The sequence below is a fragment of the Solidesulfovibrio alcoholivorans DSM 5433 genome, from assembly GCF_000702665.1.
Classification (GTDB): domain Bacteria; phylum Desulfobacterota; class Desulfovibrionia; order Desulfovibrionales; family Desulfovibrionaceae; genus Solidesulfovibrio; species Solidesulfovibrio alcoholivorans.
This window is the reverse complement of record NZ_JNJA01000001.1, coordinates 681,761-706,871: the sequence shown is the minus strand read 5'-3', so window position 1 is coordinate 706,871 and position 25,111 is coordinate 681,761. Positions and strand designations below refer to the sequence as shown.

Here is a 25,111-nt window from a genome sequence, read left to right as displayed (position 1 = left end):
CCTCTTCCCTGGAAAAATCCGCGAATTTTTTGAGGGACGCCCGCCACGCAACGTGCTAGCATGTTGTGCGTACGGCCTGTTTCCCCAGGAGGTGCCATGGCTCCCGAATGGACCAAACACGACGAGAGCACCCATTACCTGAACCTCGGCCGGGCCCTGCTCGTGGTCGTGGTCCACGAGAAAATGGGCGCGCCGGGCTGGAAGGTGCAGGTCGGCAAACGCTCGCTCAAGGACAAGATTCCCAACCTGGAGGACGCCAAACGCGTCGCCCTGGCCTATGCCGAACGCGTGGCCCGGGACATCCGCGCCGACCTCGACGCCCTCCTGCCGCCCGCACCCGACAAGGACGCCTCATGATCGACCGCGCATCCGCCCTGGCCCTGGTTTCAGCCGAACACCCCAATCCCGGGCTCCTGGCCCACGGCCGCCAGACCGAGGCCGTCATGCGCGCCCTGGCCGAACGCCTGGGGCACGATCCGGAGCTTTGGGGCATAACCGGCCTCGTCCACGATCTGGATTATCCGCGCACCGCCGCCGAGCCTGCCCGGCACGGCCTGGCCCTGCGCGAGGCCCTGCCCGAGGGGGCGCTGCCCGAGGAAGCGCTCTACGCCATCGCCGCCCACAACGACGAGCACACGGGTGTGGCCCCGCAAAGCGCCTTCGACTTCGCCCTGCGCGCCGCCGAATCCGTCACCGGCATCATCAGCGCCGCCGCCCTGGTGCGCCCCGACCGCATGAACGGCATGGCCCCGAAAAGCATCAAGAAAAAGATGAAGGACAAGGCCTTTGCCGCAAACGTCCGCCGCGCCAACATCCTGGAATGCGAAAAGGCGGGGCTTTCCCTGGACGAATTCCTGACCATCGCCATCGCGGCCATCGCCGGGGTCGCCGCCGAAACCGGGCTGGCCTGATCCCCTCCTGTATGGCGCACGATCCGAAGGCGCGTTTCGTGGCCCGCCTGCTCATCCTGGGGGCCATGGCCGCCCTGTTTTTTTCCAGCACCTTCGTGCTCAACCGGGCGATGAGTCTGGACGGCGGCCCCTGGGTCTGGTCGGCCAGCCTGCGCTACGCCTTCATGCTGCCGATCCTCGTCGCCTGGACGCTGGCTTCCGGGGGCGTACGCGGCCTGCGGGACACGCTCGCGCTTTTCGCCGCGCATCCCCTTTTCTGGACCCTGGCCGGGTCGGTCGGCTTCGGCGTGTTCTACGCCGGGGTGACGCTGGCGTCGGTTTTCTCCCCGGGCTGGGTGGTGGCCACCACCTGGCAGGTAACGATCCTGTGCTCGCCCGTGGTGCTGGCCCTGCTCGGGCGGCGGGTGCCGGCCAAGGGGCTCGTTTTCACGGCGCTCATTTTCGCGGGCATCGTGCTGGTCAACCTGGAACAGGCCCGAAGCGCCGCCGACGTGGGCAGCCTGTGGGGCGTGGCCGCGGTGCTCGTGGCCGCCTTCGCCTATCCGCTCGGCAACCAGTTGGTCTGGGAGGCCCGCCACGGCGGCGGGAGGGGAAAAGGCCTTCTCGCCCGCATTCCGCGCATCGACCAGCCCGCCCTGGACGCCGGGCGCGCGCCGACGCTGCTTTTGACCATCGGCTCGATCCCTTTCTGGATCGCGCTCGTCGCCTTTACGCAACCCCCGCCGCCCGCCACGGGCCAGATCGTGCAGACGGCGCTGGTGGCGCTTTTTTCGGGCGTGGTCGCCACCACGCTTTTCCTGCGCGCCAGAAGCCTGGCCAAAAGCGCCTACGAGCTGGCCGCGACCGACGCCACCCAGTCCCTGGAGGTGGTGTTTTCGCTTCTGGGCGAAACCCTGCTCCTGGCCGGCCCCTGGCCCGGCATCCTGGGCGCGGCCGGCATCGCCCTGGCCGTCGCCGGGCTCGTGCTCTACGTCTGCCGGCAAGTTTAGACTTCCCCCACCGCCTCGACGAGGAGTTCCGGGTAGCTCATGACCCGGATGCGGCCGGCCCCGGCCTGGCGCAGGGCGACGTTGCAGCCGGAGCAGGCGCAGACCAGGGTGTCCAGGCCCTGCGACGCGACCCAGGCCACGATCTTCTCCGCCGCGACCTTGCAGCACAGGTTCCCGGCAACATCCTGCACCGTAAGGCCCGCCACGCCGTCGAGGAACGCGCGATAACGCGGCCAGTCCAGGCCGGAGGCGGGAAACGGCTTGCGGTAGGAGGTATGGCAGCCCTCGAAATAGGCGACGCGCCGGGGCGCGAGCCGCAGCGGCCGGCCCACCAGGGCGTCGAGGAGCGTATCGAGGAGGTAGGCGTGCCGGGGGGCCTCGTCGGGCAAGGCCCCCTTGGCGGCATGGGCGCAGCCGGCGCAGCAGTAGACGAGCGTGTCCGCGCCCTTTTCCCCGGCCATGTCCCGGTTGGCCCGGACCGACTCCCGGGCCACGTCCATGACCTCGTCCGACCGCTCCCTTCCGGCCTGATGGAGCAGGGGCAGGCCGCAGCAGTATTCCTTTTCGAGCCAGGTGAAATCGACGCCGAGCCGCGTCAGCAACGCCACGGCGTCGCGCACGATGTACGGCGTGCTGAACGGACGGTAGCAGCCGAAGACGAGGGCGTTTCGCGCCGCAACCGCCGGCCGGCCCACGCCGTTTGCCCCCAGGGCCATGGCCCGCAGCAGGGACGGCGCGCCGTGATTGCCCTGCTCGCGCACGGCGGCGATCTGCGCGTCGAGGCTGCGGCCGGCGGCCGCCTTGGCCACCCAGTCGGCCTGCCCGGGTTTTTCCGTTTTTTCGCTCATGCCCGTCTCCTTGCGCTTCTTTGCCGGAAAGCCGGTTCGCAACCGCGAACCTTCCCGTCCGCTGCCCCCTTTAGCCGCGTCCGTCGCCGTCGGCAAGGAGCGGGCCGGCCCCCACCACTTCCCCCTTGCCCTTCCCCCCCGCCTGCCCTACTCCTGCCCGCAAGGACGGGCGCACCATACAGGCGGCTGCGCCCCACTCCACCCCTTTAAGAGTTTTTTGGGAAGGAGGGGGTTCGGGGGAGGAAACCTTGTTTTGCAACAAAAGGTTCCCTCCCCCGCTCCTCCCGCAAAGGACGCCATGGATCGTAACTTCATCTGGCCGGCGGAATTCGACCGGCATGCGGCGGTATGGCTGGCATGGCCGGGCAACGCCTCGGACTGGCCGGGCAAGTTCGCGCCCATCGCCTGGGTGTACGGCGAAATGCTGCGTGCGCTCTCGCGCGCAGGCGAAACGGTGCGCCTGCTCGTGCGCGACGCGCGCCAGGAGGCCGCCGCACGGCGCGTGCTGCGCGACGTCGGCGCGGACATGGGGCGCATCGCCTTTTTCACCGCGCCCATGGACCGGGGCTGGACCCGGGATTTCATGCCCTTTTTCGTGCGCGAGGGAGGGGGCATCGTGGCCGTGGACTGCGCGTTCACGGGCTGGGCCAAGTACCCGGACCATGCCCTGGACAACGCCGTGGGGCCGGCCGTGTGCCGACAGCGCGGCATGGAGGTCGTGCCGGCCCTGCATCACGGCCGGCACGTGGTCCTCGAAGGCGGGGCCATGGACGGCAACGGCGCGGGGGACGTGCTCACCACCGAGGAATGCCTGCTGGACGCGGCCGTGCAGGTGCGCAATCCCGGGTTTTCGCGCGGGGACTACGAGACGGTGTTCCGCAACTACCTCGGCACGAAAAACGTGCTCTGGCTCGGGCGCGGCATCGCCGGCGACGACACCCACGGCCACGTGGACGATTTGTGCCGCTTCGTCTCCCGCGACACGGTCGTGCTCTGCCGCGAGGACGACCCGGCCGACGCCAACCACAGGCCCCTGGCCGAAAACCGCGAGCGCCTTCTGGGCGCGCGCCTGGCGGACGGCGGCAGGCTCACGGTCGTGGACCTGCCCATGCCGCGCCCGCTCCACTTTCGCGGCCAGCGCCTGCCGGCCAGCTACGCCAATTTCCTCATCGCCGAGCGCGTCGTGCTCGTGCCCACCTTCAACGACCCGAGCGACCGGCTGGCCCTCGGCATCCTGGCCGAGGCCTTCCCCGGGCGCGAAGTGGTCGGCGTCCACGCCGTGGACCTCGTCTGGGGCCTCGGCACGGTGCATTGCCTGAGCCACGAGGAACCGGCGGCGTAAGACTGCGTTCTGCCGCTAGACGTTGAGAATTGAAACGCCGTCGATCGTCTCGCCGGGAAACGAACGCGCGACAAAGGGACCGTTTCGCAGATCGGGCTTGTTGTAGAGAAAAGGCGAGCCGTCATAGGCGGTCAGTTCCCCGCCCGCGCCGAGAAGCAGCGCATGGCCGGCGGCGATGTCCCATTCCATGGTCGGCCCCAGACGGGGATAGAGATGGCACGCGCCCATGGCCAGGGCGGCGAGCTTGAGGGCGCTGCCCCGGCTGGTCTGGCGCACGGCGGGAAAGCGGCGCAAATACGCGGCCAGTCCCGGGTCGGGATGGGAGCGGCTGGCCATGACGCAAATCTCCTCGCCGGGCGCGGGCGGCACGGCGCGGATCGGCTCGGCCGGGCCGCCGGCCACGCGGCGCACGGAGGGGATGCCCGGGCCACCGCAGAAAAGCGTGTCCGTGGCCGGGGCGTACACCACGCCGTACACGGGAGAACCCTTCTCGATCAGGGCGATCAGGACGCAGTACTCGTCCGTACGCCGGATGAACTCCTTGGTGCCGTCCAGGGGATCGACCAGGAAAAAGCGCTTCCAAGTGCGCCGCGCGGCATAGGGCGCATCCTCGGTTTCCTCGCACACGACCGGCAGGCCGGGAAAGACCTGGGCGAGCCCGGCCAGGATGATGCCGCTTGACGCCGTGTCCGCCGCGGTCACGGGCGATTGGTCCTCCTTTTCCGTGACGGCAAAGCCGGAACGGGCGATGTCCAGGATCGCCTGGCCGGCCAGCCGGGCGATGCCGCCAAGGGCGGAGAGGTCGAGGTCGTGCATGGGGACTCCCGGATCGTGGAATGGCAGCCACTATCAAGCCGGCGGGAAACGGCGTCAATAGCGGCGGCGGCCGGGAGCGGGACCGGGCGCGGTTGCTTTTCGGCGGACGCGCGGCTATGAAACGGCATCGTCGGCACGTCCAAGCGGAGGGATATTCGTGAGCGAGGCAGCAGCGGTGCGGGTGCTTCTGGTCGATGACGAGGAAAGCTACGTGGACACGCTGCGCAAGCGGCTGTCGCGCAGGGGGCTTTCGGTGCTGACGGCGAACAGCGGGGAACAAGCCCTGGAAACCCTGGCGGCCAACCCCATCGACGTCGTCCTGCTGGACGTCAAGATGCCGGGCATGGACGGCATGGAAACGCTTTCGCGCATCAAGCAGGCCCATCCCCGGGTGGAGGTCATCATGCTGACCGGCCACGCCAACGTGGACGTGGCCATACGCGGCATGGAGCAAGGGGCCTTCGACTACCTCATGAAGCCGGCGGAAATGGACGACCTGTACTACAAGATCCAGGACGCCCACAAAAAAATCCAGCTTTCCGAAAAAAGCTGATTCCGGACGCCGCCATGGATGACGCGGTCCGCCGCAGGGTGCTCATCGTCGAGGACGACCCGCTCTCGGCCCGGATCGCGGCCAAGATCCTGGCCCGCCTGGGCTACGGCGTGTGCGCCGTGATCGAAACCGGCGAGGACGCCGTGACCGGGGCCGCGCTGCACGCCCCGGACGTGGTGCTCATGGACATCAACCTGGCCGGGGCCATGGACGGCGTGGCGGCGGCCAAGGCGATCATCGAATCCGTGGGCGCGCCGGTGATCTTCCTCACGGCGGCCATGGACCGCGACATCATGGACCGCGTGGCCGCGACCGGCGCGGCGGGCTACATCCAAAAGCCGGTCAAGCTCCTGGACCTCAAGGCCAACCTCGAAATGGCCATCACGCGCCGCCAGCGCGAGCGGCCCTGCCCTACGGACGCCGTGGCCGCGCTCTACCGCAGCCTGCTTTTCGCCGTGGCGACGGCCTGCGCCGCGCCGCTGGTCGTGGTCGATCCCGAGGGCCGCGTGCTTTTTTCCCATCCCGACAACAGCATCGCGGGCGAGCTTTTCAGCGAAGCCTTCCCGGGCCGGCCGGCCTTTCCCCAGGCCGGGGACACGCCCTGCGAAGACGCGTCCGGCAACCTGCTCGGCTGGGTGCGGCTCTCGCCGTAACCGCCGTCCTTTTCCGCTTCCCTACCCTTACGGCATGCGCTCCTGCGCGTGTCCCGCCAGGGCCAGACGCCGCGCCGCGGGCGCATCGGGCTCGTGCGGCGCGGGCCGCCCGGCCAGCTTGACCGCCGCGGCGGCGTGGCGCTCGATGTTGGCCGCGAAATACGCCGTCACGGCCAGAGTCGCGCCCTTTCGCGCCATGGTCACGAGGCCGCCGTCGCGGGCCCAGGCCGCGCCCGCCGCGCCCGAGGCCGCCGGCGGCCCGAAGCGTTCGCTCAAATGTCTGGTCATGGCCGCCTGGTAGCCGTCGGCATTGCCCGTAAAGCGCAGGCTCATGGTGAGCAGGCCCGCGCCGACGCCGGAAAAGACGGCCGTGCCGGCGATGGGGCCGGCCGCATCCGTGCCGCCGGCGGCGTCGCGGGAAAAGGCGTAGGTGGCGAGCTGCCCGGGCAGGGTCGTCGCCAGGGCGCAGCACTGCCGACTGCGCTCGCGGATATAGTCCGCCACGGCCCCGCTCCCGGCGGCCGGCAGGGCCAGGGGCCGGGCGAAATCGCAGGACTCGCCCCGGTCGCGGCCGACGCGGAAGCGCTTGCGGCCGAGCTTGTCCGCCAGGGAGCGCGGCGTCTCGCCGGAACCGATGTCGTAGAAGGAGAAACCGGCCGGAGCCTCGGGCGCAGCGGCAAAGCGCACGGCGCGCGAAACCGGGGCGCGCAGGGCAAACGCCTGCGGCGGCACGGGCGCGGCCAAAAGCGCGGCCGGCGGCGCGGGCAGGCGCGGCGGCCTGCGCGAAAGCTCTTCGTAGTAGTAGGCCCCGGCGGTCAGCACGAAGGCGAGGCCGGTAAAAAGCGTTGCCAGGATATATTTGAGCAGCCCCAGCCGCTCCAGGGCCGGAACCCAGCCCGTGCGCGCGCCCGCCATGGCATCCTCCCGCGGAGTCTCTACCCGCCTATCGGACACGTCTCCGGCGTCCCTTAGGCCTCTTCCACGCGAACCGGCCTAAGGGCACGGCGCACCATACGGGGTGGTCCAGGAGGGGCCCCCGGCCCCTCCTGGCCGCCGGAGGCGTCTCCCCCCAATCATCTCGCGGCAGGTTTGGCCGGGATGCGGATGCACTGGGTGAGCGCCAGGGAGACGGCGCCGAGGCCCACGCCGATGAAGAACGGAATCTTGTAATCGACCATCCACAGCACGCCGCCGAGCACGGGCACGACCACGGCGGCGATGTGGTTGATGGTGAAGCCCATGGCCATGCCCGAGGCCATGTCTTCAGGCGCGGCGATCTTCTGGTAGTAGGTGCGCACGCCCACGTTAAAATTGAAGATGAGGAAATCGAGGACGTACATGATGCCGGCCACGATGTGGGAATCGGTGTAGGCGTAGGTGAGGAAGACGAGGATCATGCCGGCGTATTCGACGGTGAGCAGCTGGCGCTCGCCGAAACGGTTGATGGCCCGGCCGATCAAGGGGTTGAGGAAGTAGTTGATGGCGTTGTTGATGATGAAAAGGATGGAAATGGCCTGGATGGAATAGTCGAATTTCTTGACCAGCAGGAACACGGCGAAGACGATGAAGATCTGGCGGCGCGAGCCCTCGAGGAATGTGAGCACGTAATAGAGCCAGTATTTGCGACGCAGGTACATCTTCTTTTTCTGGGGCGCGCCGTGCGTCTCGCAAGGCTTCTTGCAAAGTCCCCACACGCCCACGGCCGCGACGAGGGCCCCGACCAGGGCGAACATGCCTTTGTAGCCCATGGCGTCGGAAAGGAAATAGATGAGGATGCCGACGGCGATATTGGCCAGGGCCCCCACGGCGCGCACGCGCGAAAGGACGACCGGAGCCTCGAAGGTGTTGAACTGCTGCAGGGTGAGCGACTGGTTGAGGGGCTCGTAGTAGTGAAAGCCCGTGGACATGACGAGGGTCGTCAGCGTGAGGCCCCAGAAGCTCGGGAAATAGCCCGTGGCCGCAAGCCCGATGCCGAGCACCAGGATGGACAGCGAGGCGGCGCGCTGCTCGCTGAGGACAAACAGCACGTAGATGACGAGCATGGAGAGAAAGCCCGGCACCTCGCGGATGGACTGGACGAAGCCGACGGCGTCGGCCCCGAGGTGGGCCGAATCCACGGCGAAGTTGTTGATGAGCGTCTGCCAGGCCTGGATGCCGGCCGTGGAGGCGATGGTGGACACGAGCAGGAAAAGCAGGATGTCCGCCCTGCCCGAGGCGCGAAGGGCCGTGCGGGTGAGGGCGTGTTCCGGCCGGGCCGGATCGAGGTGTGGCTTCACGGGATGATGCTCGGTTTGCGGCTACTGAGCCACAGTTGCAGGACCAGGAGCGTCCAGAGTTTCTTGCGGTGGTCGGCCGCGCCCGAGGCATGGTCGGCGACGAGGCGGCCGACTTCCCTGGGATCGAAAATGCCCTGCTCGCGCAGGTGCTTTTCGCCAAGGAGCATGTCCACCTGCGGCCGCAGTTGGCCGCGCAGCCAGGACGCCACCGGAATGAGAAAGCCGCGCTTGCCCCGGCCGAGAATTTCCTTGGGCAGCAAGTCCGCCACGGCTTTTTTGAGAATGTACTTGCGGTTGGTTCCCCGCAGCTTGTAGCGCGCGGGCAGGCGGCAGACGAACTCGGCCACGTCGCGGTCGAGAAAGGGCGCGCGCGCCTCCAGCGAATGCATCATGGAGCAGCGGTCCACCTTCACCAGGATGTAGTCGAGCATGTACTGGCGGGCGAAGACGTAGCCGACCCGGGCCAGGGGGTCCTGCGCGGGATAGGCCTCGAACAGCGCGCGCGTGGGCGCGAAAAGGTTCGCGGGATCGAGCAGCCCCGGCACGGGCTCCCGCCACAGGTGCGCCTGCGCCTCGGCGGTGAAGGCGGAAAGCCAGGTCTGCACGCGAAGCCACTTCGGGGCCACAGCCCCGGCAAGAAACGTGTCCGCGACGAAGCGCGGGTTCACGTAGCCGGCCGAGTGCGGCAGGAGTTTCGTCAGCGGCTCGATGACCCGCTTGCGGGCGAACGCCGGCAGGCGGTCGTAGGCCGCGGCCAGGTTGAAGGCCGGGAAATATTCGTAGCCGTAGAAAAGCTCGTCCGGGCCGTCGCCGCCAAGGGCCACGGTGACGTTTTCGCGCGTGACCTGGGACAGCAGGTAGGTCGGCACGATGGACGGGTCGGCCATGGGCTCGTCGAAGCGGGCGACGATCTCGGGCAGAAGCGAGCCGCAGGCGTCGGCGGAAAGGATGCGCTCGTGGTGGTCCGTGGCGAAGCGGCGGGCGACCAGGCGGGCGTAGCGCGACTCGTCGTAGGAGGCTTCGGAAAAGCCGATGCTGAAGGTCTTGATGCGGCTGACCATGCCGGCGGTCAGCGCCGCCACGGTCGAGGAGTCGATGCCGCCGGAGAGGAAGACCCCGAGCGGCACGTCGGCCACCAGCCGGCGCTTGACGGCCTGGGCGAGCAGCAGGCGCAGTTCGGCGCACAAATCCTCTTCCGAGGCCTTGGGCGCGGGGCCGGGCAGGGGCATGTCCCAGTAGGAGGCGGTGGTGAGCTTGCCGTCGCGCCAGAGCAGGCTGTGGCCGGGTTTGAGCTTGTAGACGCCCTTGTAGATGGTCTCGGGCGTGGGCACGTATTCGTAGGCGACAAAGCGCATGAGCGCGGCCAGCGGTGTTTCCAGGCGCAGGAACGGCAGCTTCTCGAAGGCGGAGAGCTCCGAGGCGAAGGCCAGCACGCCCCCCTGCGCCGTGTAGTAGAAGGGCTTTTTGCCGAAGCGGTCGCGTGCGGCGAAAAGCGTGCGGGAGGCCTTGTCCCACAGCGCAAAGGCGAACATCCCTTCCAGGGCGTCGAGCCCCTCCGGCCCGTCCAGGAGCCAGGCGGCAAGAAGCACCTCGGTGTCGGAATTCGTGCGGAAGCGGAAGCCCCGGGCGGCGTAGCGGGCCTTGAGCTCCCGGTAGTTGTAGATCTCGCCGTTGAAGGTGACGACCGCCCTGCCGTCCGCGTCCTCCATGGGCTGGGAGCCGGCGGCGAGGTCGATGATGGAGAGCCGCCGGTGGCCCAGGGCGCAGTGGCCCTCGAGGAGCAACCCCTCGCCGTCCGGGCCGCGGTGGCTCAAAGCGCCGGTCGCGGCGGCAAGCCAGCCCAGGCGCTCGGGTTCGGGGGGCGGCGTCTCGGCCAGGGGCCAGACGAAGCCGGCGATGCCGCACATGTCAGCGCACGCCCTGCGCCGCCGTCTGGGCGAAGAAATCGAGGATGGCCCGGGTGTTGGCCTCGGGGTCGAACATGCGGGCCACGCGTTCGCGGCCCGCTTGCGCCATGGCCACGGCCCGGTCGCGGTTCGCGGCCAGGTCCATGACGGCGTCGGCCAGGGCCTCGGGGTCGCGCTGGCGCACGAGCCGGCCCGTGACGCCGTCCTCCACCACTTCCGGGATGCCGCAGACATCCGTGGCGACCACGGGAATGCCGTGGGCCAGGGCCTCCATGATGACGTTGGGGATGCCGTCGCGGTCGCCGGTGGGATGCACGACGCTCGGCATGACGAAGACGTCGCTTGCGGCGTAGAGTTCGCCCATGCGGTCGTGGCTGACGAACCCGGGCAGGAAGACGCGGGCGCGCAGGCCGTGGATGCGGACGCGGCGGCGGATGACGGCCGTGGGCCAGGGCATGCCCGCGCCGACCAGGGTGAGCTGGTAGGGAAATCCCCGGCGCGAGAGGATGGCGCAGGCGTCGATGAGCACGTCGAAGCCCTTGGTGCGGCAGAAACGCCCCACCGCGAGCAGCCGGTACGGCGGCTCCATGTGCACCGGGGAGCGGCTTTTGCCGGCAAGGGTCAGGCTGTTGTAGATCTGGCGGATCTTGCCCGCAGCCTCCGGGGCCGTGTCGGCGAGGTAGGCGATGTTGGCCTTGTTGTTGGTGAGGATGGCCACGGCGGCGCGCATCTTTTCGGCCAGCGCCCCGTCCGGGGGGTAGATGTCGCCGGCGCGCGCGGAAAAGGAAAAGGGGATGCCGGACAGGCGCGAGGCCACCCAGGCGGCCGTGGCCGGGCCGTTGGCCCAGCCGGCGTGGATGCGGCGGATGCCGTCGGCCAGGAACCTGCGGGCCAGGGTGAAGCCGGCGCACATGGCCCAGACGTTTTCGCCGGCCACTTCCAGGCAGCTCCAGCGCCGGAAAGGAATACCGGCGAGGATGCGCGCCGTTTCCACGGGTCGGCGCAACGCCCACCAGGCCATATCGGCCAGGATGCGCGGGACGGCGGCCATGCCCAGGCGCGTGACGCTCGGCGCGACCTCGCGCATCTGGGGGGAAAGGTGCTTGGCGGCCTCGCCGTAGAGCGCGTAGACGCGAAACGGCATGCCGGCGGCCTTGGCGTTTTCCACTTCCCGAAAGATGAAGGTCTCGGAGGGCAGCGGATACCACAAAAGGATATAGGCGGTTTTGGGGAGGCTCAAATCGTATGCTCGCCTGCTGAGGGCTTGGCGTTTCCGGACAACGGCGGCTATGTAGTCCAGGGAGCGGCGCGCTGTAAAGCCGAGAAGGCGAAACGGCGCAAAGCGCTTGCGCCCCGGGCGGCTTACGGCTAAGCATAGGGTTGGGATATGCCGCGCGCGGCGTGCCCGAAGCTGCGGCTGGGGCGGCTGGCATTTTGGGGCGATAACGGCAAGCGGGCAGGGAACCTCGATGGCGCAGACCAACATTCTCCTGGAAACCGGGACCAACGAACTCGAAATCATCGAATTCTACATCGACGAGGCGCCGGAAGAGGGCGTCAAGCCGTACCGGGCTTATTACGGCGTCAACGTGGCCAAGGTGCTGGAGATCATCCGCCTGCCCAAGGTCACCGGCATGCCGCAGACGCCGCATCCGTGCGTGATCGGCACGTTCAACCTGCGCTCCCGCGTCATCCCGCTGATCGACCTGAGCATGTGGCTCGGCAAGCCCATGGCCCGCGACGACAACACCAAGGTCATCGTCTCGGAGTTCAACAAGGTCATCAACGCCTTCATGGTTTCGGGCGTCACGCGCATCCACCGCCTGAGCTGGTCCGAGGTGGAGCCGCCCTCGGGCTACGTGACCTCGTTTGCGGCCAACAATTTCACGGGCGTGGTGAAGTTCCCGGACCACATCGTGCTGCTGCTCGACATGGAGCAGATCATCTGGGACTTGAACCCCGCCCTGGCCATGAAGACCGAGCGGGAAAGGCAGGAGGCGTCGATCCCCGAACCCCAGCGTTCGGCCTACAAGACCCTCGTGGTGGACGACTCCAACTCGATCCGCCGGCTGATCGCCACCTACCTGGAGAAGGACGGCTTCGAGGTGTTGCAGGATATCAACGGCCAAAACGCCTGGGACCGGCTCATGGCCTGGAAGGAAGAGACGGTCAAAAACGGCGTGCCGCTCGCGCACAACGTCAATCTCGTCGTGACCGACATCGAAATGCCATCGATGGACGGGCACACCCTTTGCCGCAAGATCAAGGACGACCCGGTGCTCAAGGACTTGCCGGTGGTGCTGTTCTCGTCGCTGATAAACGACCAGCTCTACCACAAGGGCCTTTCGGTGGGCGCGGACGACCAGGTGACCAAGCCCGAGGTGGGCACCCTGGCCGAGCGGGCGCGCAAGCTCATCGAGGAGCGGCGTTAGCGCGGCGCAGCGGCAAGAGGCAAGCGGCGCGCCTGAGGCGTCCGGCGGGCGCACGGCGGCGGCGTTCGGATCGCTTGCGGCGCAACGCAAGTGCGTCCGCAACCCGATTCGGGGCTCTTTTACAGTTTCCAGGCGCATTCGCTGCGGCGTTTTCAACGAACCGTCACCCTCCGGGCGTAGGAACTCGAACCCCGAAGGCGTGGACTGCGACGCGCCTTGCGGGCGGAATGTTTGTCCGCAAACCACAGTTGTGCAGACGAGGCGTTTCCCATGCGGATGTTGCTTGTTGTCCGCGACGACCGGGCCAGGGACCGCTACAGCGAGGAACTGGCCGCCCTCGGGGCCGCGTGCGACGTGGCCCGGACATCGGAAGAATTGCAGGCCGCCACGCGGCACTGCCGGTACAACGGCGTGCTCTTCGACGTGCCGACCCTGGTGCGGGCCAAGGATCTCGACCGCCGGCTGTTGCAATCCCTGACGGAAATCTATCCTTCGGCGCGGCTCAAGCTCGACCCGGCAACGGGCATGGTCTACGCCCTGGGCAACAACGCGGGACCGGGCTCGCGCGACGGGCTGTCGGTGTTCGTGGCGGCCTGCCGGGACTTCCTGCCGCGGGGGATGCGGCGCGGGGAGCGTGTGGAGGCGCACCTGCCGGCAGTGCTCTGGCGCACGCCGCCGGACGGCAGCGGCCGGGGGGAGCGCACGTCCACGATCAATGTTTCCTACCTGGGTTGTTTCCTCCATACCGCGAGCGACTGGACCCTGGGCGATACCGCCTGGGTGGAGTTTCCGGACGTGACGGAGGAGACCACGCGGGCGCGGGTGGCGTGGCACGAGCCCTGGGGCCTGCGACGCGTGGCCCCGGGCGTTGGGCTGGCTTTTCTGGACATCCCCGAGGCGCTCTACAAGGAGCTCGGCCGCCTGGGCTGCGAGCCGGTGGATTTCGAGGTTGCCTCAAAGGACAAAGCCCTTTAGGTAGCGCTTGCACGGAGGGATGGCCGAGCGGTTTAAGGCGGTGGTCTTGAAAACCATTGACGGGGCGACCCGTCCGGGGGTTCGAATCCCTCTCCCTCCGCCAAATGATGATCCAGCCAAGTCCGATACGATCCAAAAAATCAGTGATTCCAGCGTAGAACCGGCCTAACGAGGTCCGATGGGGTCCAGTTTGGTCGTTTGACATCCGGGTAACAGGCGGGTAGCTATCCGGGTAGGCGTTTTGGGTAGACGGGTAACCGTCAAAACCTAGGCCCTGCCTGGATGGAGGTCCACATGCCTCTTACCGATCTTGCCGTAAGAAATGCCAAGCCGAGCGCCAAGACTGTCCGTCTCCGCGATGAACGCGGCCTTTACCTCGAAGTCAGCCCCAAGGGCGGTAAGTGGTGGCGTCTGCGCTACACCTTCCAGGGGAAGGAAAACATGCTCTCCCTCGGCGTCTACCCTGACGTGTCCCTCAAGGATGCCCGGGAGCGACGCGACGCCGCCCGTAAGCACCTTGCCCAAGGTATAGACCCGAGCAAAATCCGCCAGGAAGAAAAGGCCGAAGCTGCCGCCGAGGCCCTGACCTTCGAGCACGTGGCCCGGGAGTGGTACGAACGCTTCAAGCCCAAGTGGTCGCCTTCCCATTCCCTGGACGTGATCCAGCGGCTTGAAAAAAACGTCTTCCCTTCTCTTGGCCCCCGCCCCATCCGCGACATTACCGCCCCCGAATTGTTGGCCGCCGTCCGCCTCATCGAAGGACGGGGAGCCGTGGAAAGCGCCCGCCGCATCCTGCAAATGTGCGGTCAAATCTTCCGCTATGCCATCGCCACGGGACAGGCTGACCGGGACATTGCCGCCGATCTGCGCGGGTCATTGCCGCCTGCCAGGGAGAAGCATCACGCCAGCATCACGGACCCCAAGGCCGTAGCGCAACTCCTGCGGGCCATAGATGGTTATCAAGGGGCCTTCATGGTCCTATGTGCCCTGCGGTTGGCTCCGTTGGTATTTGTACGGCCGGGTGAACTGCGCCATGCGGAGTGGTCGGAGATAGACTTCGACAAGGCAGAATGGCGCATCCCAGGCCCCAAGATGAAAATGAAAGAGCAACATATCGTGCCTCTTTCCACTCAAGCAATCGCCATCCTGCGGGAACTGCATCCCCTGACCGGGGCGGGCAAGTATGTGTTCCCGTCCGTGCGGTCCTCATCCCGGGCCATGAGCGAGAACACCGTCTTGGCCGCCCTGCGCCGCATGGGCTACACCAAGGACGAAATGACCGGCCACGGCTTCCGCTCCATGGCTTCTACCCTGCTCAATGAATTGGGATGGAACCGTGACGCCATCGAACGCCAGCTTGCCCATGCAGAGCGCAATGCCGTCCGAGCGGCCTACAATTTCGCTGAACATCTGCCCGAGCGCCGCCGCATGATGCAGTCGTGGGCCGACTACTTGGACACGCTCAAGGCCGGGGCGAAGGTGACGCCTCTGCACGCGACGGCGGGAGAATGACCACCACCATGGAGGAATCCGCCTGAAGGGGGCGGACCTTATAAATCGGCCCCGGCTGGTGCTAGCTCCACCGGCCAGGGCCTTATCACAACCGACCTGAAAGGAAGGTGCGGCCATGACTGAGACGGGCATATCGTACGGCAAAAGTCCCAGCAAGCGGCCCCGGTGCGCGGCATGTCGCTGGAGGCTTGACAATTCCTGCCACAAGCGTTCCCCGTGGATTGTCGCGGGACAGGTGACGGGCGGGCACGGGCATGTGGGCGTTTGGCCCGAGGTGCCGGCGGATAGCTGGTGCGGTGACTTCGCATATCAGCAGGAGGTCTAGGCCATGAGCGACAAGGAATATCAGGGCGGCAAGCTCGGTGAAGACGTTGTGCGCGGCGTGGACTGGCTGGCGGAATTCCTCCGGGATTTCGTGGACCGCTTGTCCTTCATTGCCGAAGGGCTGGGGGGCAAGGAGCCGACGATCCGGGGCGCGGAACTGGCCGTGCGAGACGCCGAGAAGACCATGTGGGAAATGATCGACACGGTGAAGGGCCTTCCCGAAAAGACCCGGGAACTGGCCGAGATTGCCGAGGGCAAGGGGCCGCTGCTACCCGAGACGTTTTCCGAGGTCGAGCTTTTCAAGGCGTTGGCCGAGGCCCGGGAAATGCCGCATGGCCTGACCGCCCGCAACTTCATGTGCGAGGCCGCCATCAAGGCTTTTGAGGTCTACAAAGAGAAGTACGCCGAACCCTACCCCCACGAAGAGGCTGTCGCCGCTGTCGTCGAGGCCACCATGGAGAAGATGCCCGAAGCCGAGGGGGCATCCCATGCCTGAGGTCAACACCGATCATGAGCCGTATTTCCTGGCGGACAAGATTTACGCCCGTGCATCCTTCACGGCTGAACTGCTGAAGTTCTACCCCCATGTGCCGACTGAATTGGACATGACCGCGATGTGGGCCATGTTGGAAGACATCGCCGCCGACGCCAAGAAAGTGATGCAGGCCCTTGACCCGGCCAAGGCGCAAAACACCATAATCGGCCAGGGGGCGGACCATGGATAAGCCCCAGCTGCACAGCATCGGGAAGGACGGCCAGAAGTCCAACCCCACCGAACCCGAGGAAGAGCTTGACTACCACGTCGAGGTTTCGTCAGCGGCCAACGTGTTCCGGTTCTTCGAGGAGTACTTCAACGTGGTGGGCGACGGAACCGCCGAGGTGACAGAGGCGGACGGCTACGCCTTGGCGCATATCTTCGGCCTGTGCTCCAAGCGCCTGTATTTGGTCCTGTAGCTGCACTGCGTAGACATTTCCCCGCCCTAGGGTAGCTCCTGAAAAGCCGGAACCCTACCGGCCTGGGCGGGGATTTTTGATAGGGGCAAGCTGAGGGGGCTTAAAATGTGTATAATCCGTTTTTACGAGGGAACGTCAGTAGACGATGACAATGACAATCCGTTTGTGACAGAGGACAACCTTTTATTCTGGAAAATTCAATACATAAAACGAAACAAAAGAGTGCAAAACCAACGCGCTATTGAACTCGAAAAACTACAGAAATTATCCAAAGAAGATGATTCTGTCACATCTATTCTGCACGCAGAGGGCTGTCCTCCGCTTTTTCACGCAGAGTATGGCCCTAAGCCTGTAGAGATAATTCAACAGATTGCAACTAAGACGTTCAAGCCAACAGCATACACCTGGGACCCGCCAGATCAGTACTTAGTAGAGTTTACTGTCAAGCCCGATTTATTGCTTGCTGAAATAAATTGGCGCGGATCAAAAGAAAAAATACTACACCAAATATCGCTTATGCTAGATATTTTAAATGGTAAAAGTAGGCCAGTTTCTACTATCGAAACCATAAAGAACGATAAACGACAAGAAGGCGCAAACGATGGGCCAGTGTCAATATACAATAAACCAATATATATTATAGAAAAATGTTGTCACAAAGAAGAGAGAGATGTTGTTTGCAACAACAGCGATTTATCCCGTGCCATTGGCTTATGGCTCTGGGATTGTGTTTATGAACTTGGAGGAAAGCGTGGCACAAAAATTAAAGCAATCCGTGAGATTGAAAACATATTCCACGCTAAAAATACAGAATTGCCGTATGATAGGGATTATTGCTATTATTTATTAAGAAGAACTGACGAGTGCATCGAAAAGTGTAATGTTCTGGGAATTGACAGAAAAGCATGAGAAAGTTTGCAAATATTTTGCCATGCATTTTACTGAAATAATAAATTAAGTAGATTTCCAGGGTCTAGCTGTGGCCTCATGAACCCCGGCGAAAAGCCGCTTCCCTTGGCGGTCTGGCCCTGGATTATTTCAAGGGGAAGTTGAAGGGGGCTGTTGGAGTGAAAAAACAATCACAAGACATTAAGACTTTGTTTTATCGCTTGTGGTCATTGGAATATGTTTCTAGAAATAATCACTTTATCAACGACAAATATAAAATTAGTGCATTAGAAAACAAGCTGGAGCCATATTCTAAAGTTATGCTCGACGAGCTTGATGATTATTATAGGAAGTTAGGGATTTCTTTGACACATGAGGAGCTTGTTGACAAATTATCCGAGGGCAAAGAATATCTTAGGCATGATATAATTAAAGAATTTGATGAGTATGATCAAAATTACCCGTGGCAAAAAGATGAATGTCATATTTTTGACAGGGATAGATTTGTATTGGATGAATTTGTCAAATTAAAATCCTATACAGACCTACCTGACAGCATTAAATCAATAATGGCAGAGGGGTTCTTTATTTCACAAGAATGTGAGCTTCGATATGGATTTTCTTTGTATGAAAGACCAGCAAGAAATTCTGAATATATATTGTTAAACATAAACACTCCAACGCGTATGGTATTTCCTTATCACAATCGTGGTATCGCTCCAGGGTATAAAATTGAAGAATTCGGAAATTTTGATGGCAAACGGAAAATCATCGCTCGTGAAGAACATAAAAAAGACATAATTTACACTGGGCGTCCCGGTGATTTCTTTTTATGTCTCAATTTTAACGAGCCACTACCTATAGTTATAGATTGGATTACAAAGCTATATAATTTTTACATTAAAAAAGATAACTTCAAGCCTGATGATTTGTCAACTGAATGTCTCCGCGCCACTGCATTGGGTGAGTGTACCCCAAAGAGTCAAGCCCCCCGCGCTGCCGGATTATGGCTTTGGGACCGAGTAAAGGAGCTTAGAGGAGGTGAAGGTGCCAAGACTCAAGCTATCGACGAAATACAAGATAAGTTTGATTTAGACATGCTAGGACTTGGCAATAAACAAATTACTGAGTTCTACCATTATCTAAGAAGAACTGAGGCTTGTATTGAAGCAGCCAAGGTACTTCCTTTCGACAAGAAAAATCCCGAAAGCAAAAAGCGCAAGCGTCCTTCTGGAACCCGAAAGCGTAAACTGGTTCCAGGAACAAAAACCGCCAAGTAGGTTCCAGGAACCAAAAAACATTTTCCGGTTCTTTTTCATTCTCGGACTTTTTTGGTTCAAACTGACCATTCCACCCCACGGCCCGTGAGTCTCGCCGCGAGGGTGGTCACTCCGAACAGGAGAATGGCCAGTTGCAACCAGACCTTCACAAGTCCGAACGTCTCCTCCGTCTCCCTGCCGTCCTCGACCGTGTTGGCTACAAACGTAGCCGTTTCCTCGACCTTGTGCGCCAAGGCGTGTTCCCCCGGCCCGTCAAGCTGGGAGCGCGTGCTGTGGCGTGGCCTGAAAGCCAAATTGACGAACTGGTGGACCGGCTGGCGGCTGGGAAGGGGGCTTGTCATGAGTAGCCCCCAGGAAATGCAAAACCCCGGTGACGGCCGGGGCTTCGCGGGAAAGGTTGTCTGCGACGACAAGCCCATTCTGCCCAGCCCTACCGAAAATGGCAACGACAATTCCGCATCTGCCCAACGGTCCCGGTTGTTGGCCGCCCTCATCAAAGGCCCCGTCTCGACCCTGGCCGCCCGCAAGTATCACGACATCTTACACCCGGCCGCCCGAGTGCAGGAGCTACGTAATCGCGGCCACCTGATCGACACGGTACGAATCGACGACGTTACAGCCGAAGGCAACGTGCATCGCGTCGCTCTGTACCTCTATCGGGGCATGAAGGGGGCGGAATGACAGCCGCCCTTGATACCCTGCAAACCCCAGCCGAATTTCTTGCTCTGCTCTATCCCGACGCAGACTTCGACGGGTGGTTGACCTTTTTCACCAAGACCCGGGGCGGCAAGACGGTGACGGCGGCCTTCCATCGTTCAAGGCTGGCCGATGCCGAGAAATGGGCGCTTGCCCAGGCCAAGACCGCCAACGTCTGGCACGGTGTCGGGCTGCGAAAAGAGAAGCCGGCGAAAAACGCGCGCGGCAAGGCCGAGGACGTGATCGCCATTCCGGGAATCTGGCTAGACCTCGACGTGAAGGGGCCGGGCCATGCCCAGGAAAACTTGCCCGCCACCTTCGAGGAAGCCCTCGACTTCATCAACGCCTTACCCCTCAAGCCCTCGCTCATCGTCTTCACGGGTGGAGGGCTGCAACCGTACTGGCTTTTCCCGGAACCGATGCGGCTTTCGGCGAAAGAGGAATGGACCCGGGCAAAGAACCTGTCCGAGCGGTGGCAACGCTTCATCATCGCCATGGGCATGGGGCGCGGGTGGAAGTTCGACAATACCGCCGACCTCCCCCGCGTCCTGCGCCTGCCGGGGACCTGGAACCGCAAGACCGGCCAGCCCGTGCTGGTCACGGTCCCGGCCGAGCATGTGGACCTCGCGGCCCGGTATGATCTGGTAGCCGTCGAAGCCGTGTTACCCCCGGTCGAGACGCCCCAGGCCGAACCGGATCATGCCGAGGGCCGCGACGACGTGGCCGACGCCGACATCAAGTTGATCTTGGGCAAGTGCGCCTGGGCGCGGCACTGCCGAGACGACGCCGCCGGCCTGCCGGAACCCGAGTGGTATGCGCTGCTCTCCATCCTGGCCCGGTGCAAGGATGGTGCGCGGCTGGCGCATGAGTCGAGCAAGGCCCATCCGAAATACAACCCGGCCGAAACCGACGCCAAGCTCAAGCAGGCCATGGACAAGGCCGGTCCCCGGACTTGCGAGAGCATCAAGGCCGACTTCGGCACGTACTGCAACGGCTGCGCCGCCAGGGTCAAAAGCCCCATCGTCTTGGGCCGGGTAGACCGCCTGCCCGAAGGCTTCCAAGTCCGGGAAAACGGCATCTACTTCAGGACCGAGGACAACGACGGCAACCCGGAATGGCATTGGCTGTGTTCGCCGCTCAAGGTGCTTGCCCTGACCCGTGAAGGCGATGACCTGGAATGGGGCCGGCTGGTCGAGGTCCGCGACCCGGACGGCAACGCCCATCGGTGGGCCATGCCGATGCGGGCCTTGCGCGGGTCTGGTGATGATCTACGGGGCGAGTTGATGGCTATGGGGCTGTGTCTCGCTCCTGGCAAAGGCCCTGCCCGGCTGCACCAGTTCCTTTCCCTGTGTCGCCCGCGTGGCCGTGTGCGCTGCGTCCCCCGGATAGGCTGGCACGGCCGCCGGTTCATCTTGCCCGATGCCGTCTTCGGCTTCGAGGCTGGGGAATCCGTCATCCTGCAAGCCGAGCGCGTGGACAATCCTTTTAAAGTCCAGGGCTCGCTATCCGACTGGCAAGAGTCCATCGGCCGCTTCTGCGTCGGAAATTCCCGGCTGGTACTGTCCGTGTCCGCCGCCCTGGCCGCGCCTCTGCTTTATCTGGCCGGTGCCGAGTCCGGGGGGCTGCATTTCGTCGGCAGGTCCAGTCACGGGAAAACCACGGCGCTTATTGTGGCCGGGTCCGTGTGCGGCGGCGGCGGCGGTGTCCGGGGTTATGTCCTGCAATGGCGGGCCACGGCCAACGGCCTGGAAGGCGTGGCGGCGGGACACTGCGATGCGCTCCTTTGCCTGGACGAGCTGTCCCAGGTGACGCCCCAGGCGGCCGGCGAGACGGCCTACATGCTGACCAACGAAACCGGCAAGACCCGGGCCACCAAGCAGGGAACCGCCCGGAAGCCGGCGGAATGGCGCATCCTGTTCTTGAGCACGGGGGAAATCACCTTGGCCGACAAGATCAGGGAGGACGGCAAAAGCCGGGCCATGGCGGGGCAGTTGGTGCGCGTCGTGGACATTGACGCCGATGCGGGCGCGGGGCTCGGTTTGTTCGAGAACTTGCACGGCTTCCCGGATGGAGACGCCTTCTCCCGCCACCTCAAGGAAGCAGCCAAGCGGGCCTATGGCGTGGTGTTGCGGGCGTTCCTGGAAAAGCTGGCGGCCGACTATGACGACGCCATGCGGGTGGTCCCGGCGCTCATCACGACCTTCACGGCCGAGCACTGCCCAGCCGGGGCCGATGGACAGGTCCGGCGCGTGTGCAACCGCTTCGCCCTGGTGGCCGCTGGTGGCGAGTGCGGCGCGGCCTACGGGGTCTTGCCCTGGCCGAAAGGTGAGGCAACCCAGGCGGCGGCGCGGTGCTTCCGTGATTGGCTGGCGCTGCGAGGCGGCACGGGCGCGTCCGAAACGCAGGCGGGCCTTGCCCAGGTGCGGGCGTTCTTCCAGGCCCACGGGTCCAGCCGGTTCGAGGTGTGGGGCAATCAGGCCGACGAGTCCAAGACCATCAACCGCGCTGGTTTCCGCCGGAAGGACAAACTGACGGGCGCATGGGAATACTATGTGCCGGCGGCCGTGTTCAAGTCGGAGATCGCTAGAGGGCACGACGATAGGCGGCTGGTCAAAGAACTGGTTGAGCGTGGCCTTGTTATCCTCGGCACGGACGGCTTGCCGGCTTCTGGTCATCGCATCCCCGGACAACCCTTCGCCCGGTACTACCACTTCGCGTCGAGCATCGTCTCGGAAGATTCCGATACGTCAAAAAGCGCCGTTGCAATCGTTGCAACCGTTGCATCCAGCAATGGCGCGGGTTCCAGCCGCAACGGTCCCGAATCCGCCGTCGTTGCAACCGTTGCATCTGACCGGCGCAACGGTGGACCTGCAACGGCCGCAACGATGGGCGAAACGGTATCGTTGCAGAAAAAGAGCAATGATTACAGTCACGCAACGACTGCAACGGCCGCAACGATCGAAAACGATAACCCCGAACAAAAAACGGCCCCGGTCATCGACATGAAGCCGGCCGAGGGAACCGGCTTATGGACCGGCCCGGCCGAGGTAGAGATATGAGCGCCGCCCGGATCATCACCGACATGGGCGCGGCGGTCGCCTTCGTGGATGGCAAGGTGAAGCTCTCCGGGCTGGACCGCCTGCCGGCCAAGGTTGTCGAGCGAGTGCTCAACGTGGCCCGGGAACGTCGGGAAGAACTGCGCCGGGAGCTAGACCCCACGGGTTTGGGCTGGCTCCCCGGTCCTCCCGATGGTGCCGCCCCATCGTTTGACGGCTGGTGGGCCGCCTTCGATCTGGCCGACGTGTGCCGCCTGTACGGCGTGCGGATCGTCCATGCCGGCAAGCGCATCCTCGCGGTCTTCGACCCGACCATGGAGCCCGAGCTTGTGGCTTACGCCTCCGAACTGCTGGCCGAGGCCCGGCCGTACCTTGCCGCCAATATGGACCGCCTGCCCATCCTGACCCAGGCCGAGGCCGTGAAGATTCTCTTGGACATCATGCGCCAGCACAAGGGCCTTCGGTTTTGTCGAGGTGACGGTGGGAGCCGTTGGCCATTGTTCCCAAAAGGATGGACCGCCGGGCAAAAGGCAACGGTGCAATCTCTGTGGTTCGCGGCTGGTGACGCCCTGGACGAGGATTCCTTCATGGAGGTGGACGCATGAGCCATCTTCGCATCATCGGCCCCACGTCTGACGATACCAGCATCGCAACCCACGACGAATTGAGCACCGGGGTCGAGGCCGTCTATGACCGGGTTCACGCACTGACCGTAGACGCGCTGCGGGAATCCTTCGCGAAATTGGAGAAAGATAAACTTAAGGCCCGCCCCGTCGCGTTCCTCGGCATAGACCCTGGCGCTACCGGATGTGCGGCCCTCATACATGCCGGAGGACATGATCTGTTCGACTGGCCCGGCGATGCCGCGCTTGTGGTGCCCAGGCTGGCGGATTGGCTGGCCCACTTCGACGTGCGCCTCGCTGCCTTAGAAAAGGTGGGCGCGATGCCCGGTCAAGGCGTCGTCTCCATGTTCACCTTCGGCCAGAACGTCGGCACATGGCACGGCATCCTCGCCGCTCTCGGCATCCCCTACGTCTGTCCCAGGCCCCAGGACTGGCAGCGCGGGCTTGTGGACAGGAAGGCCGGCAAGGACACGAAGGCCGCATCGCTGGCCACGGCACGGAGGCTGTTCCCCGACGCTGCCCTCGGCCGGAAGAAGGACCACGGCCGGGCGGATGCGCTCTTGCTGGCGTGGTGGGCACGTCGCCAGGGAATCGGCGCGGGGTAGCCCCCCTCCCTGGTCAACGATCTGGATATGGGAAGGGGATAACCCCCCGGGTCATGCCCCCCCCATGAAGCGCATGGGACTCCCGGTCATGTAGTACCTACTCCAAGAATTTTTGACGATTCCCACATGGAGGAAGATATGGGCAACGTGAAGCAATTCCCATTCATGCGGCAACAGGCCAAGCGCGACATGGGCAGGCTGAAACAGTGGGCCGCCAACTATGAGCGCAAGCCTGTGGTGGATGAAGACGATTTGTTTAACCGACTGCAAGACCTGTTGGCCTTCGTCCGCTTGGGCATGGTCGATTCCATCTTCACCGAAACCGACGTGCCGCCGGAACTGAAGGCGACACATGGCGTCATCCTCGACGCCATGGACTACTTGCCCGGTCGGCTGGCCCGAGCCTTCGCCCTGGATCGCTATTACCCGGAGGTGGCCGCCAGCATCCCCGACACCTTCACCATGGAGGACGACGAATGAAAGCCAAGCCCGCCGTACCCGGATATGACGGCCCCCGGAAAACCGCGCTTGAGAGCATCCGCTTGTTCTGTATCGGCTGCATGGGCGGATCGTTCGCCTTGGTGTCGGAATGCCCGTCTGTGGGTTGCGCCTTCCATGCCTACCGATCTGGCGTCATCGAGGCCGGCGCGTCTCGGCGTTTGCTCAAGATCATCCGCGCCTACTGCGACGGCTGCGCCCTTGGTGGCGACGTGGCTGGTTGCAAGGCTGGTAAGATATACTTGGACCTGTCGCCGTGTCCGATCTGGCCCTTCAGGTCGGGGCGGTCGCCTTACTATTCCGCCGAGGCCCGGGAACAACGACGGGCGCGGGCTATTTCTCTTTTCGGGAGCGCCACACAGGAAGCGGATTCCGGGCCAGGATTTCACGGGAACGCGACGACTGGGACAACCGGCCATCCTGCCGCAAGCGGTCGATAAAGAGGAGCCGTCGCCATGGGTAAAGAACAGGTTGCGAAGACGGGCAGGCCGAGCGGCTACTCGGAAGAGGTGGTGGGGACCATCTGCCAGGAGATCATGGCCGGCAAGAGCCTTCGGACGATCTGCGCCATGGAGGGGATGCCGGCAGCTTCGACGGTCTATGCTTGGCTGGGGCAGTACCAGGGGTTTCAGGACATGTACGCGCACGCGCGCGAGGTGCAAGCCGACATGTTGGCCGATGAAATTCTCGAAATTGCCGACTCGGACCTCGACCCGAACCGGGCGCGTGTGATGATCGACGCCAGGAAATGGCTTGCCGGGAAGTTGCGGCCGAAGAAATACGGCGACCGTGTGGAGCTTGACCACAAGGTGGACGGAACCCAGCCGATGCAAGTCACGGTGAACGTGGTGCCTTGCGGGAGCCCCGAGCCCGCCATCGAGGGCGAGATCGTCAAGCCGGCGCTGCCCGAGGCGAAGCAATGAACGCGACCGAACGCCGCGAGCTTGCCCAGGCGGCCAGTGCTTAAAACCAC

The 25,111-nt window shown here is 64.0% G+C and carries 27 protein-coding genes and 1 tRNA gene; 22 read left to right on the top strand and 6 right to left on the bottom strand.

Annotation, left to right across the window (positions count from 1 at the left end; genetic code table 11):
* Positions 1 to 96: 96 nt before the first annotated feature.
* Genes Q368_RS0103150 through Q368_RS0103140 form a run of 3 tightly spaced genes read left to right on the top strand, consistent with a single transcriptional unit; the run spans position 97 to position 1,900 of the window.
* Entirely contained in the window at positions 97 to 357 is a 261-nt protein-coding gene (locus Q368_RS0103150) for a hypothetical protein (protein ID WP_029457277.1), read from the top strand.
* Positions 354 to 911, top strand: coding sequence for an HD domain-containing protein (locus Q368_RS0103145; protein WP_029457276.1), 558 nt, complete (start codon positions 354 to 356; stop codon positions 909 to 911). The genes Q368_RS0103150 and Q368_RS0103145 overlap by 4 nt, the downstream gene beginning before the upstream one ends.
* Before the next feature lie 38 nt (positions 912 to 949).
* The gene (locus Q368_RS0103140) at positions 950 to 1,900 is read left to right on the top strand and encodes a DMT family transporter (protein ID WP_029457275.1); all 951 of its coding nucleotides are present in this window, start codon (positions 950 to 952) and stop codon (positions 1,898 to 1,900) included.
* Here Q368_RS0103140 and Q368_RS0103135 read toward each other — a convergent pair.
* Positions 1,897 to 2,748, bottom strand: coding sequence for a heterodisulfide reductase-related iron-sulfur binding cluster (locus Q368_RS0103135; protein ID WP_029457274.1), 852 nt, complete (start codon positions 2,746 to 2,748; stop codon positions 1,897 to 1,899). The genes Q368_RS0103140 and Q368_RS0103135 overlap by 4 nt on opposite strands.
* Before the next feature lie 298 nt (positions 2,749 to 3,046).
* Between Q368_RS0103135 and Q368_RS0103130 the strand changes: the two genes are divergently transcribed.
* Complete coding sequence (locus Q368_RS0103130; RefSeq protein WP_029457273.1) at positions 3,047 to 4,090, top strand: agmatine deiminase family protein; 1,044 nt, start codon at positions 3,047 to 3,049, stop codon at positions 4,088 to 4,090.
* 15 nt (positions 4,091 to 4,105) lie between these two features.
* On the opposite strand, the gene cysQ is transcribed toward Q368_RS0103130, so the two are convergent.
* Complete coding sequence (gene cysQ, locus Q368_RS0103125; RefSeq protein WP_043784757.1) at positions 4,106 to 4,906, bottom strand: 3'(2'),5'-bisphosphate nucleotidase CysQ; 801 nt, start codon at positions 4,904 to 4,906, stop codon at positions 4,106 to 4,108.
* Between the two features lie 151 nt (positions 4,907 to 5,057).
* On the opposite strand from cysQ, the gene Q368_RS0103120 reads away from it, so the two are divergent.
* Both Q368_RS0103120 and Q368_RS0103115 read left to right on the top strand, forming a co-directional pair.
* Positions 5,058 to 5,459, top strand: coding sequence for a response regulator (locus tag Q368_RS0103120; protein ID WP_029457271.1), 402 nt, complete (start codon positions 5,058 to 5,060; stop codon positions 5,457 to 5,459).
* A 14-nt stretch (positions 5,460 to 5,473) separates the two neighbouring features.
* Entirely contained in the window at positions 5,474 to 6,112 is a 639-nt protein-coding gene (locus Q368_RS0103115; RefSeq protein WP_029457270.1) for a response regulator, read from the top strand.
* A gap of 27 nt (positions 6,113 to 6,139) precedes the next feature.
* On the opposite strand, the gene Q368_RS0103110 is transcribed toward Q368_RS0103115, so the two are convergent.
* The 4 genes from Q368_RS0103110 to Q368_RS0103095 form a co-directional block, all read right to left on the bottom strand.
* Positions 6,140 to 7,027 carry a hypothetical protein gene (locus Q368_RS0103110; RefSeq protein ID WP_029457269.1) on the bottom strand — a complete coding sequence of 296 codons (888 nt, stop codon included), beginning with the start codon at positions 7,025 to 7,027 and terminating at the stop codon, positions 6,140 to 6,142.
* A gap of 158 nt (positions 7,028 to 7,185) precedes the next feature.
* A complete protein-coding gene (locus Q368_RS0103105) occupies positions 7,186 to 8,388 on the bottom strand; it encodes an MFS transporter (protein ID WP_029457268.1) in 1,203 nt (400 codons plus the stop codon).
* A complete protein-coding gene (gene asnB / locus Q368_RS0103100) occupies positions 8,385 to 10,295 on the bottom strand; it encodes an asparagine synthase (glutamine-hydrolyzing) (RefSeq protein WP_029457267.1) in 1,911 nt (636 codons plus the stop codon). The genes Q368_RS0103105 and asnB overlap by 4 nt, the downstream gene beginning before the upstream one ends.
* A 1-nt stretch (position 10,296) precedes the next feature.
* Positions 10,297 to 11,535, bottom strand: coding sequence for a glycosyltransferase family 4 protein (locus Q368_RS0103095; RefSeq protein WP_029457266.1), 1,239 nt, complete (start codon positions 11,533 to 11,535; stop codon positions 10,297 to 10,299).
* A 229-nt stretch (positions 11,536 to 11,764) separates the two neighbouring features.
* On the opposite strand from Q368_RS0103095, the gene Q368_RS0103090 reads away from it, so the two are divergent.
* The 16 genes from Q368_RS0103090 (at position 11,765) to Q368_RS0103025 (ending at position 25,061) form a co-directional block, all read left to right on the top strand.
* Positions 11,765 to 12,727 carry a chemotaxis protein gene (locus Q368_RS0103090; RefSeq protein ID WP_029457265.1) on the top strand — a complete coding sequence of 321 codons (963 nt, stop codon included), beginning with the start codon at positions 11,765 to 11,767 and terminating at the stop codon, positions 12,725 to 12,727.
* A 270-nt stretch (positions 12,728 to 12,997) separates the two neighbouring features.
* Positions 12,998 to 13,702 carry a PilZ domain-containing protein gene (locus Q368_RS0103085; protein ID WP_029457264.1) on the top strand — a complete coding sequence of 235 codons (705 nt, stop codon included), beginning with the start codon at positions 12,998 to 13,000 and terminating at the stop codon, positions 13,700 to 13,702.
* Positions 13,703 to 13,715: 13 nt separating this feature from the next.
* A tRNA-Ser gene (locus tag Q368_RS0103080) sits at positions 13,716 to 13,805 on the top strand.
* A 191-nt stretch (positions 13,806 to 13,996) separates the two neighbouring features.
* Complete coding sequence (locus tag Q368_RS0103075) at positions 13,997 to 15,214, top strand: tyrosine-type recombinase/integrase (RefSeq protein WP_029457263.1); 1,218 nt, start codon at positions 13,997 to 13,999, stop codon at positions 15,212 to 15,214.
* Between the two features lie 328 nt (positions 15,215 to 15,542).
* Positions 15,543 to 16,034 carry a hypothetical protein gene (locus Q368_RS0103070; protein ID WP_029457262.1) on the top strand — a complete coding sequence of 164 codons (492 nt, stop codon included), beginning with the start codon at positions 15,543 to 15,545 and terminating at the stop codon, positions 16,032 to 16,034.
* Positions 16,027 to 16,263 (top strand): hypothetical protein, encoded by a 237-nt coding sequence (locus tag Q368_RS0103065; protein WP_029457261.1) that lies wholly within the window; start codon positions 16,027 to 16,029, stop codon positions 16,261 to 16,263. The genes Q368_RS0103070 and Q368_RS0103065 overlap by 8 nt, the downstream gene beginning before the upstream one ends.
* Complete coding sequence (locus Q368_RS0103060) at positions 16,256 to 16,492, top strand: hypothetical protein (protein ID WP_029457260.1); 237 nt, start codon at positions 16,256 to 16,258, stop codon at positions 16,490 to 16,492. The genes Q368_RS0103065 and Q368_RS0103060 overlap by 8 nt, the downstream gene beginning before the upstream one ends.
* A 222-nt stretch (positions 16,493 to 16,714) precedes the next feature.
* Positions 16,715 to 17,401 (top strand): hypothetical protein, encoded by a 687-nt coding sequence (locus tag Q368_RS25520; RefSeq protein WP_156955629.1) that lies wholly within the window; start codon positions 16,715 to 16,717, stop codon positions 17,399 to 17,401.
* 158 nt (positions 17,402 to 17,559) lie between these two features.
* Positions 17,560 to 18,660, top strand: coding sequence for a hypothetical protein (locus tag Q368_RS25515; protein ID WP_156955628.1), 1,101 nt, complete (start codon positions 17,560 to 17,562; stop codon positions 18,658 to 18,660).
* 131 nt (positions 18,661 to 18,791) lie between these two features.
* Entirely contained in the window at positions 18,792 to 19,007 is a 216-nt protein-coding gene (locus tag Q368_RS27370; protein WP_084158651.1) for a helix-turn-helix transcriptional regulator, read from the top strand.
* Positions 19,000 to 19,341, top strand: coding sequence for a helix-turn-helix domain-containing protein (locus Q368_RS0103050; RefSeq protein WP_084158650.1), 342 nt, complete (start codon positions 19,000 to 19,002; stop codon positions 19,339 to 19,341). Before Q368_RS27370 ends, Q368_RS0103050 begins: the two co-directional genes overlap by 8 nt.
* On the top strand, positions 19,338 to 22,415 hold the full coding sequence (locus tag Q368_RS23700) for a DUF927 domain-containing protein (RefSeq protein ID WP_052359996.1): 3,078 nt from the start codon (positions 19,338 to 19,340) through the stop codon (positions 22,413 to 22,415). The genes Q368_RS0103050 and Q368_RS23700 overlap by 4 nt, the downstream gene beginning before the upstream one ends.
* A complete protein-coding gene (locus tag Q368_RS0103040; RefSeq protein ID WP_029457256.1) occupies positions 22,412 to 23,017 on the top strand; it encodes a hypothetical protein in 606 nt (201 codons plus the stop codon). The genes Q368_RS23700 and Q368_RS0103040 overlap by 4 nt, the downstream gene beginning before the upstream one ends.
* The gene (locus tag Q368_RS22900; RefSeq protein WP_052359995.1) at positions 23,014 to 23,640 is read left to right on the top strand and encodes a RuvC family protein; all 627 of its coding nucleotides are present in this window, start codon (positions 23,014 to 23,016) and stop codon (positions 23,638 to 23,640) included. Before Q368_RS0103040 ends, Q368_RS22900 begins: the two co-directional genes overlap by 4 nt.
* Before the next feature lie 138 nt (positions 23,641 to 23,778).
* On the top strand, positions 23,779 to 24,120 hold the full coding sequence (locus Q368_RS0103030) for a hypothetical protein (RefSeq protein WP_029457254.1): 342 nt from the start codon (positions 23,779 to 23,781) through the stop codon (positions 24,118 to 24,120).
* A gap of 473 nt (positions 24,121 to 24,593) precedes the next feature.
* A complete protein-coding gene (locus Q368_RS0103025) occupies positions 24,594 to 25,061 on the top strand; it encodes a terminase small subunit-like protein (protein WP_052359994.1) in 468 nt (155 codons plus the stop codon).
* Positions 25,062 to 25,111 lie beyond the last annotated feature (50 nt).

Bases quoted from the DNA above. Each gene is read 5' to 3' on its own strand.
- Q368_RS0103150 (WP_029457277.1), top strand. From the start codon at position 97: ATGGCTCCCGAATGGACCAAACACGACGAGAGCACCCATTACCTGAAC.
- Q368_RS0103145 (WP_029457276.1), top strand. From the start codon at position 354: ATGATCGACCGCGCATCCGCCCTGGCCCTGGTTTCAGCCGAACACCCC.
- Q368_RS0103135 (WP_029457274.1), bottom strand. From the start codon at position 2,748: ATGAGCGAAAAAACGGAAAAACCCGGGCAGGCCGACTGGGTGGCCAAG.
- Q368_RS0103130 (WP_029457273.1), top strand. From the start codon at position 3,047: ATGGATCGTAACTTCATCTGGCCGGCGGAATTCGACCGGCATGCGGCG.
- cysQ (WP_043784757.1), bottom strand. From the start codon at position 4,906: ATGCACGACCTCGACCTCTCCGCCCTTGGCGGCATCGCCCGGCTGGCC.
- Q368_RS0103115 (WP_029457270.1), top strand. From the start codon at position 5,474: ATGGATGACGCGGTCCGCCGCAGGGTGCTCATCGTCGAGGACGACCCG.
- Q368_RS0103110 (WP_029457269.1), bottom strand. From the start codon at position 7,027: ATGGCGGGCGCGCGCACGGGCTGGGTTCCGGCCCTGGAGCGGCTGGGG.
- asnB (WP_029457267.1), bottom strand. From the start codon at position 10,295: ATGTGCGGCATCGCCGGCTTCGTCTGGCCCCTGGCCGAGACGCCGCCC.
- Q368_RS0103090 (WP_029457265.1), top strand. From the start codon at position 11,765: ATGGCGCAGACCAACATTCTCCTGGAAACCGGGACCAACGAACTCGAA.
- Q368_RS0103085 (WP_029457264.1), top strand. From the start codon at position 12,998: ATGCGGATGTTGCTTGTTGTCCGCGACGACCGGGCCAGGGACCGCTAC.
- Q368_RS0103075 (WP_029457263.1), top strand. From the start codon at position 13,997: ATGCCTCTTACCGATCTTGCCGTAAGAAATGCCAAGCCGAGCGCCAAG.
- Q368_RS0103070 (WP_029457262.1), top strand. From the start codon at position 15,543: ATGAGCGACAAGGAATATCAGGGCGGCAAGCTCGGTGAAGACGTTGTG.
- Q368_RS0103065 (WP_029457261.1), top strand. From the start codon at position 16,027: ATGCCTGAGGTCAACACCGATCATGAGCCGTATTTCCTGGCGGACAAG.
- Q368_RS0103060 (WP_029457260.1), top strand. From the start codon at position 16,256: ATGGATAAGCCCCAGCTGCACAGCATCGGGAAGGACGGCCAGAAGTCC.
- Q368_RS0103050 (WP_084158650.1), top strand. From the start codon at position 19,000: ATGAGTAGCCCCCAGGAAATGCAAAACCCCGGTGACGGCCGGGGCTTC.
- Q368_RS23700 (WP_052359996.1), top strand. From the start codon at position 19,338: ATGACAGCCGCCCTTGATACCCTGCAAACCCCAGCCGAATTTCTTGCT.
- Q368_RS0103040 (WP_029457256.1), top strand. From the start codon at position 22,412: ATGAGCGCCGCCCGGATCATCACCGACATGGGCGCGGCGGTCGCCTTC.
- Q368_RS22900 (WP_052359995.1), top strand. From the start codon at position 23,014: ATGAGCCATCTTCGCATCATCGGCCCCACGTCTGACGATACCAGCATC.
- Q368_RS0103030 (WP_029457254.1), top strand. From the start codon at position 23,779: ATGGGCAACGTGAAGCAATTCCCATTCATGCGGCAACAGGCCAAGCGC.
- Q368_RS0103025 (WP_052359994.1), top strand. From the start codon at position 24,594: ATGGGTAAAGAACAGGTTGCGAAGACGGGCAGGCCGAGCGGCTACTCG.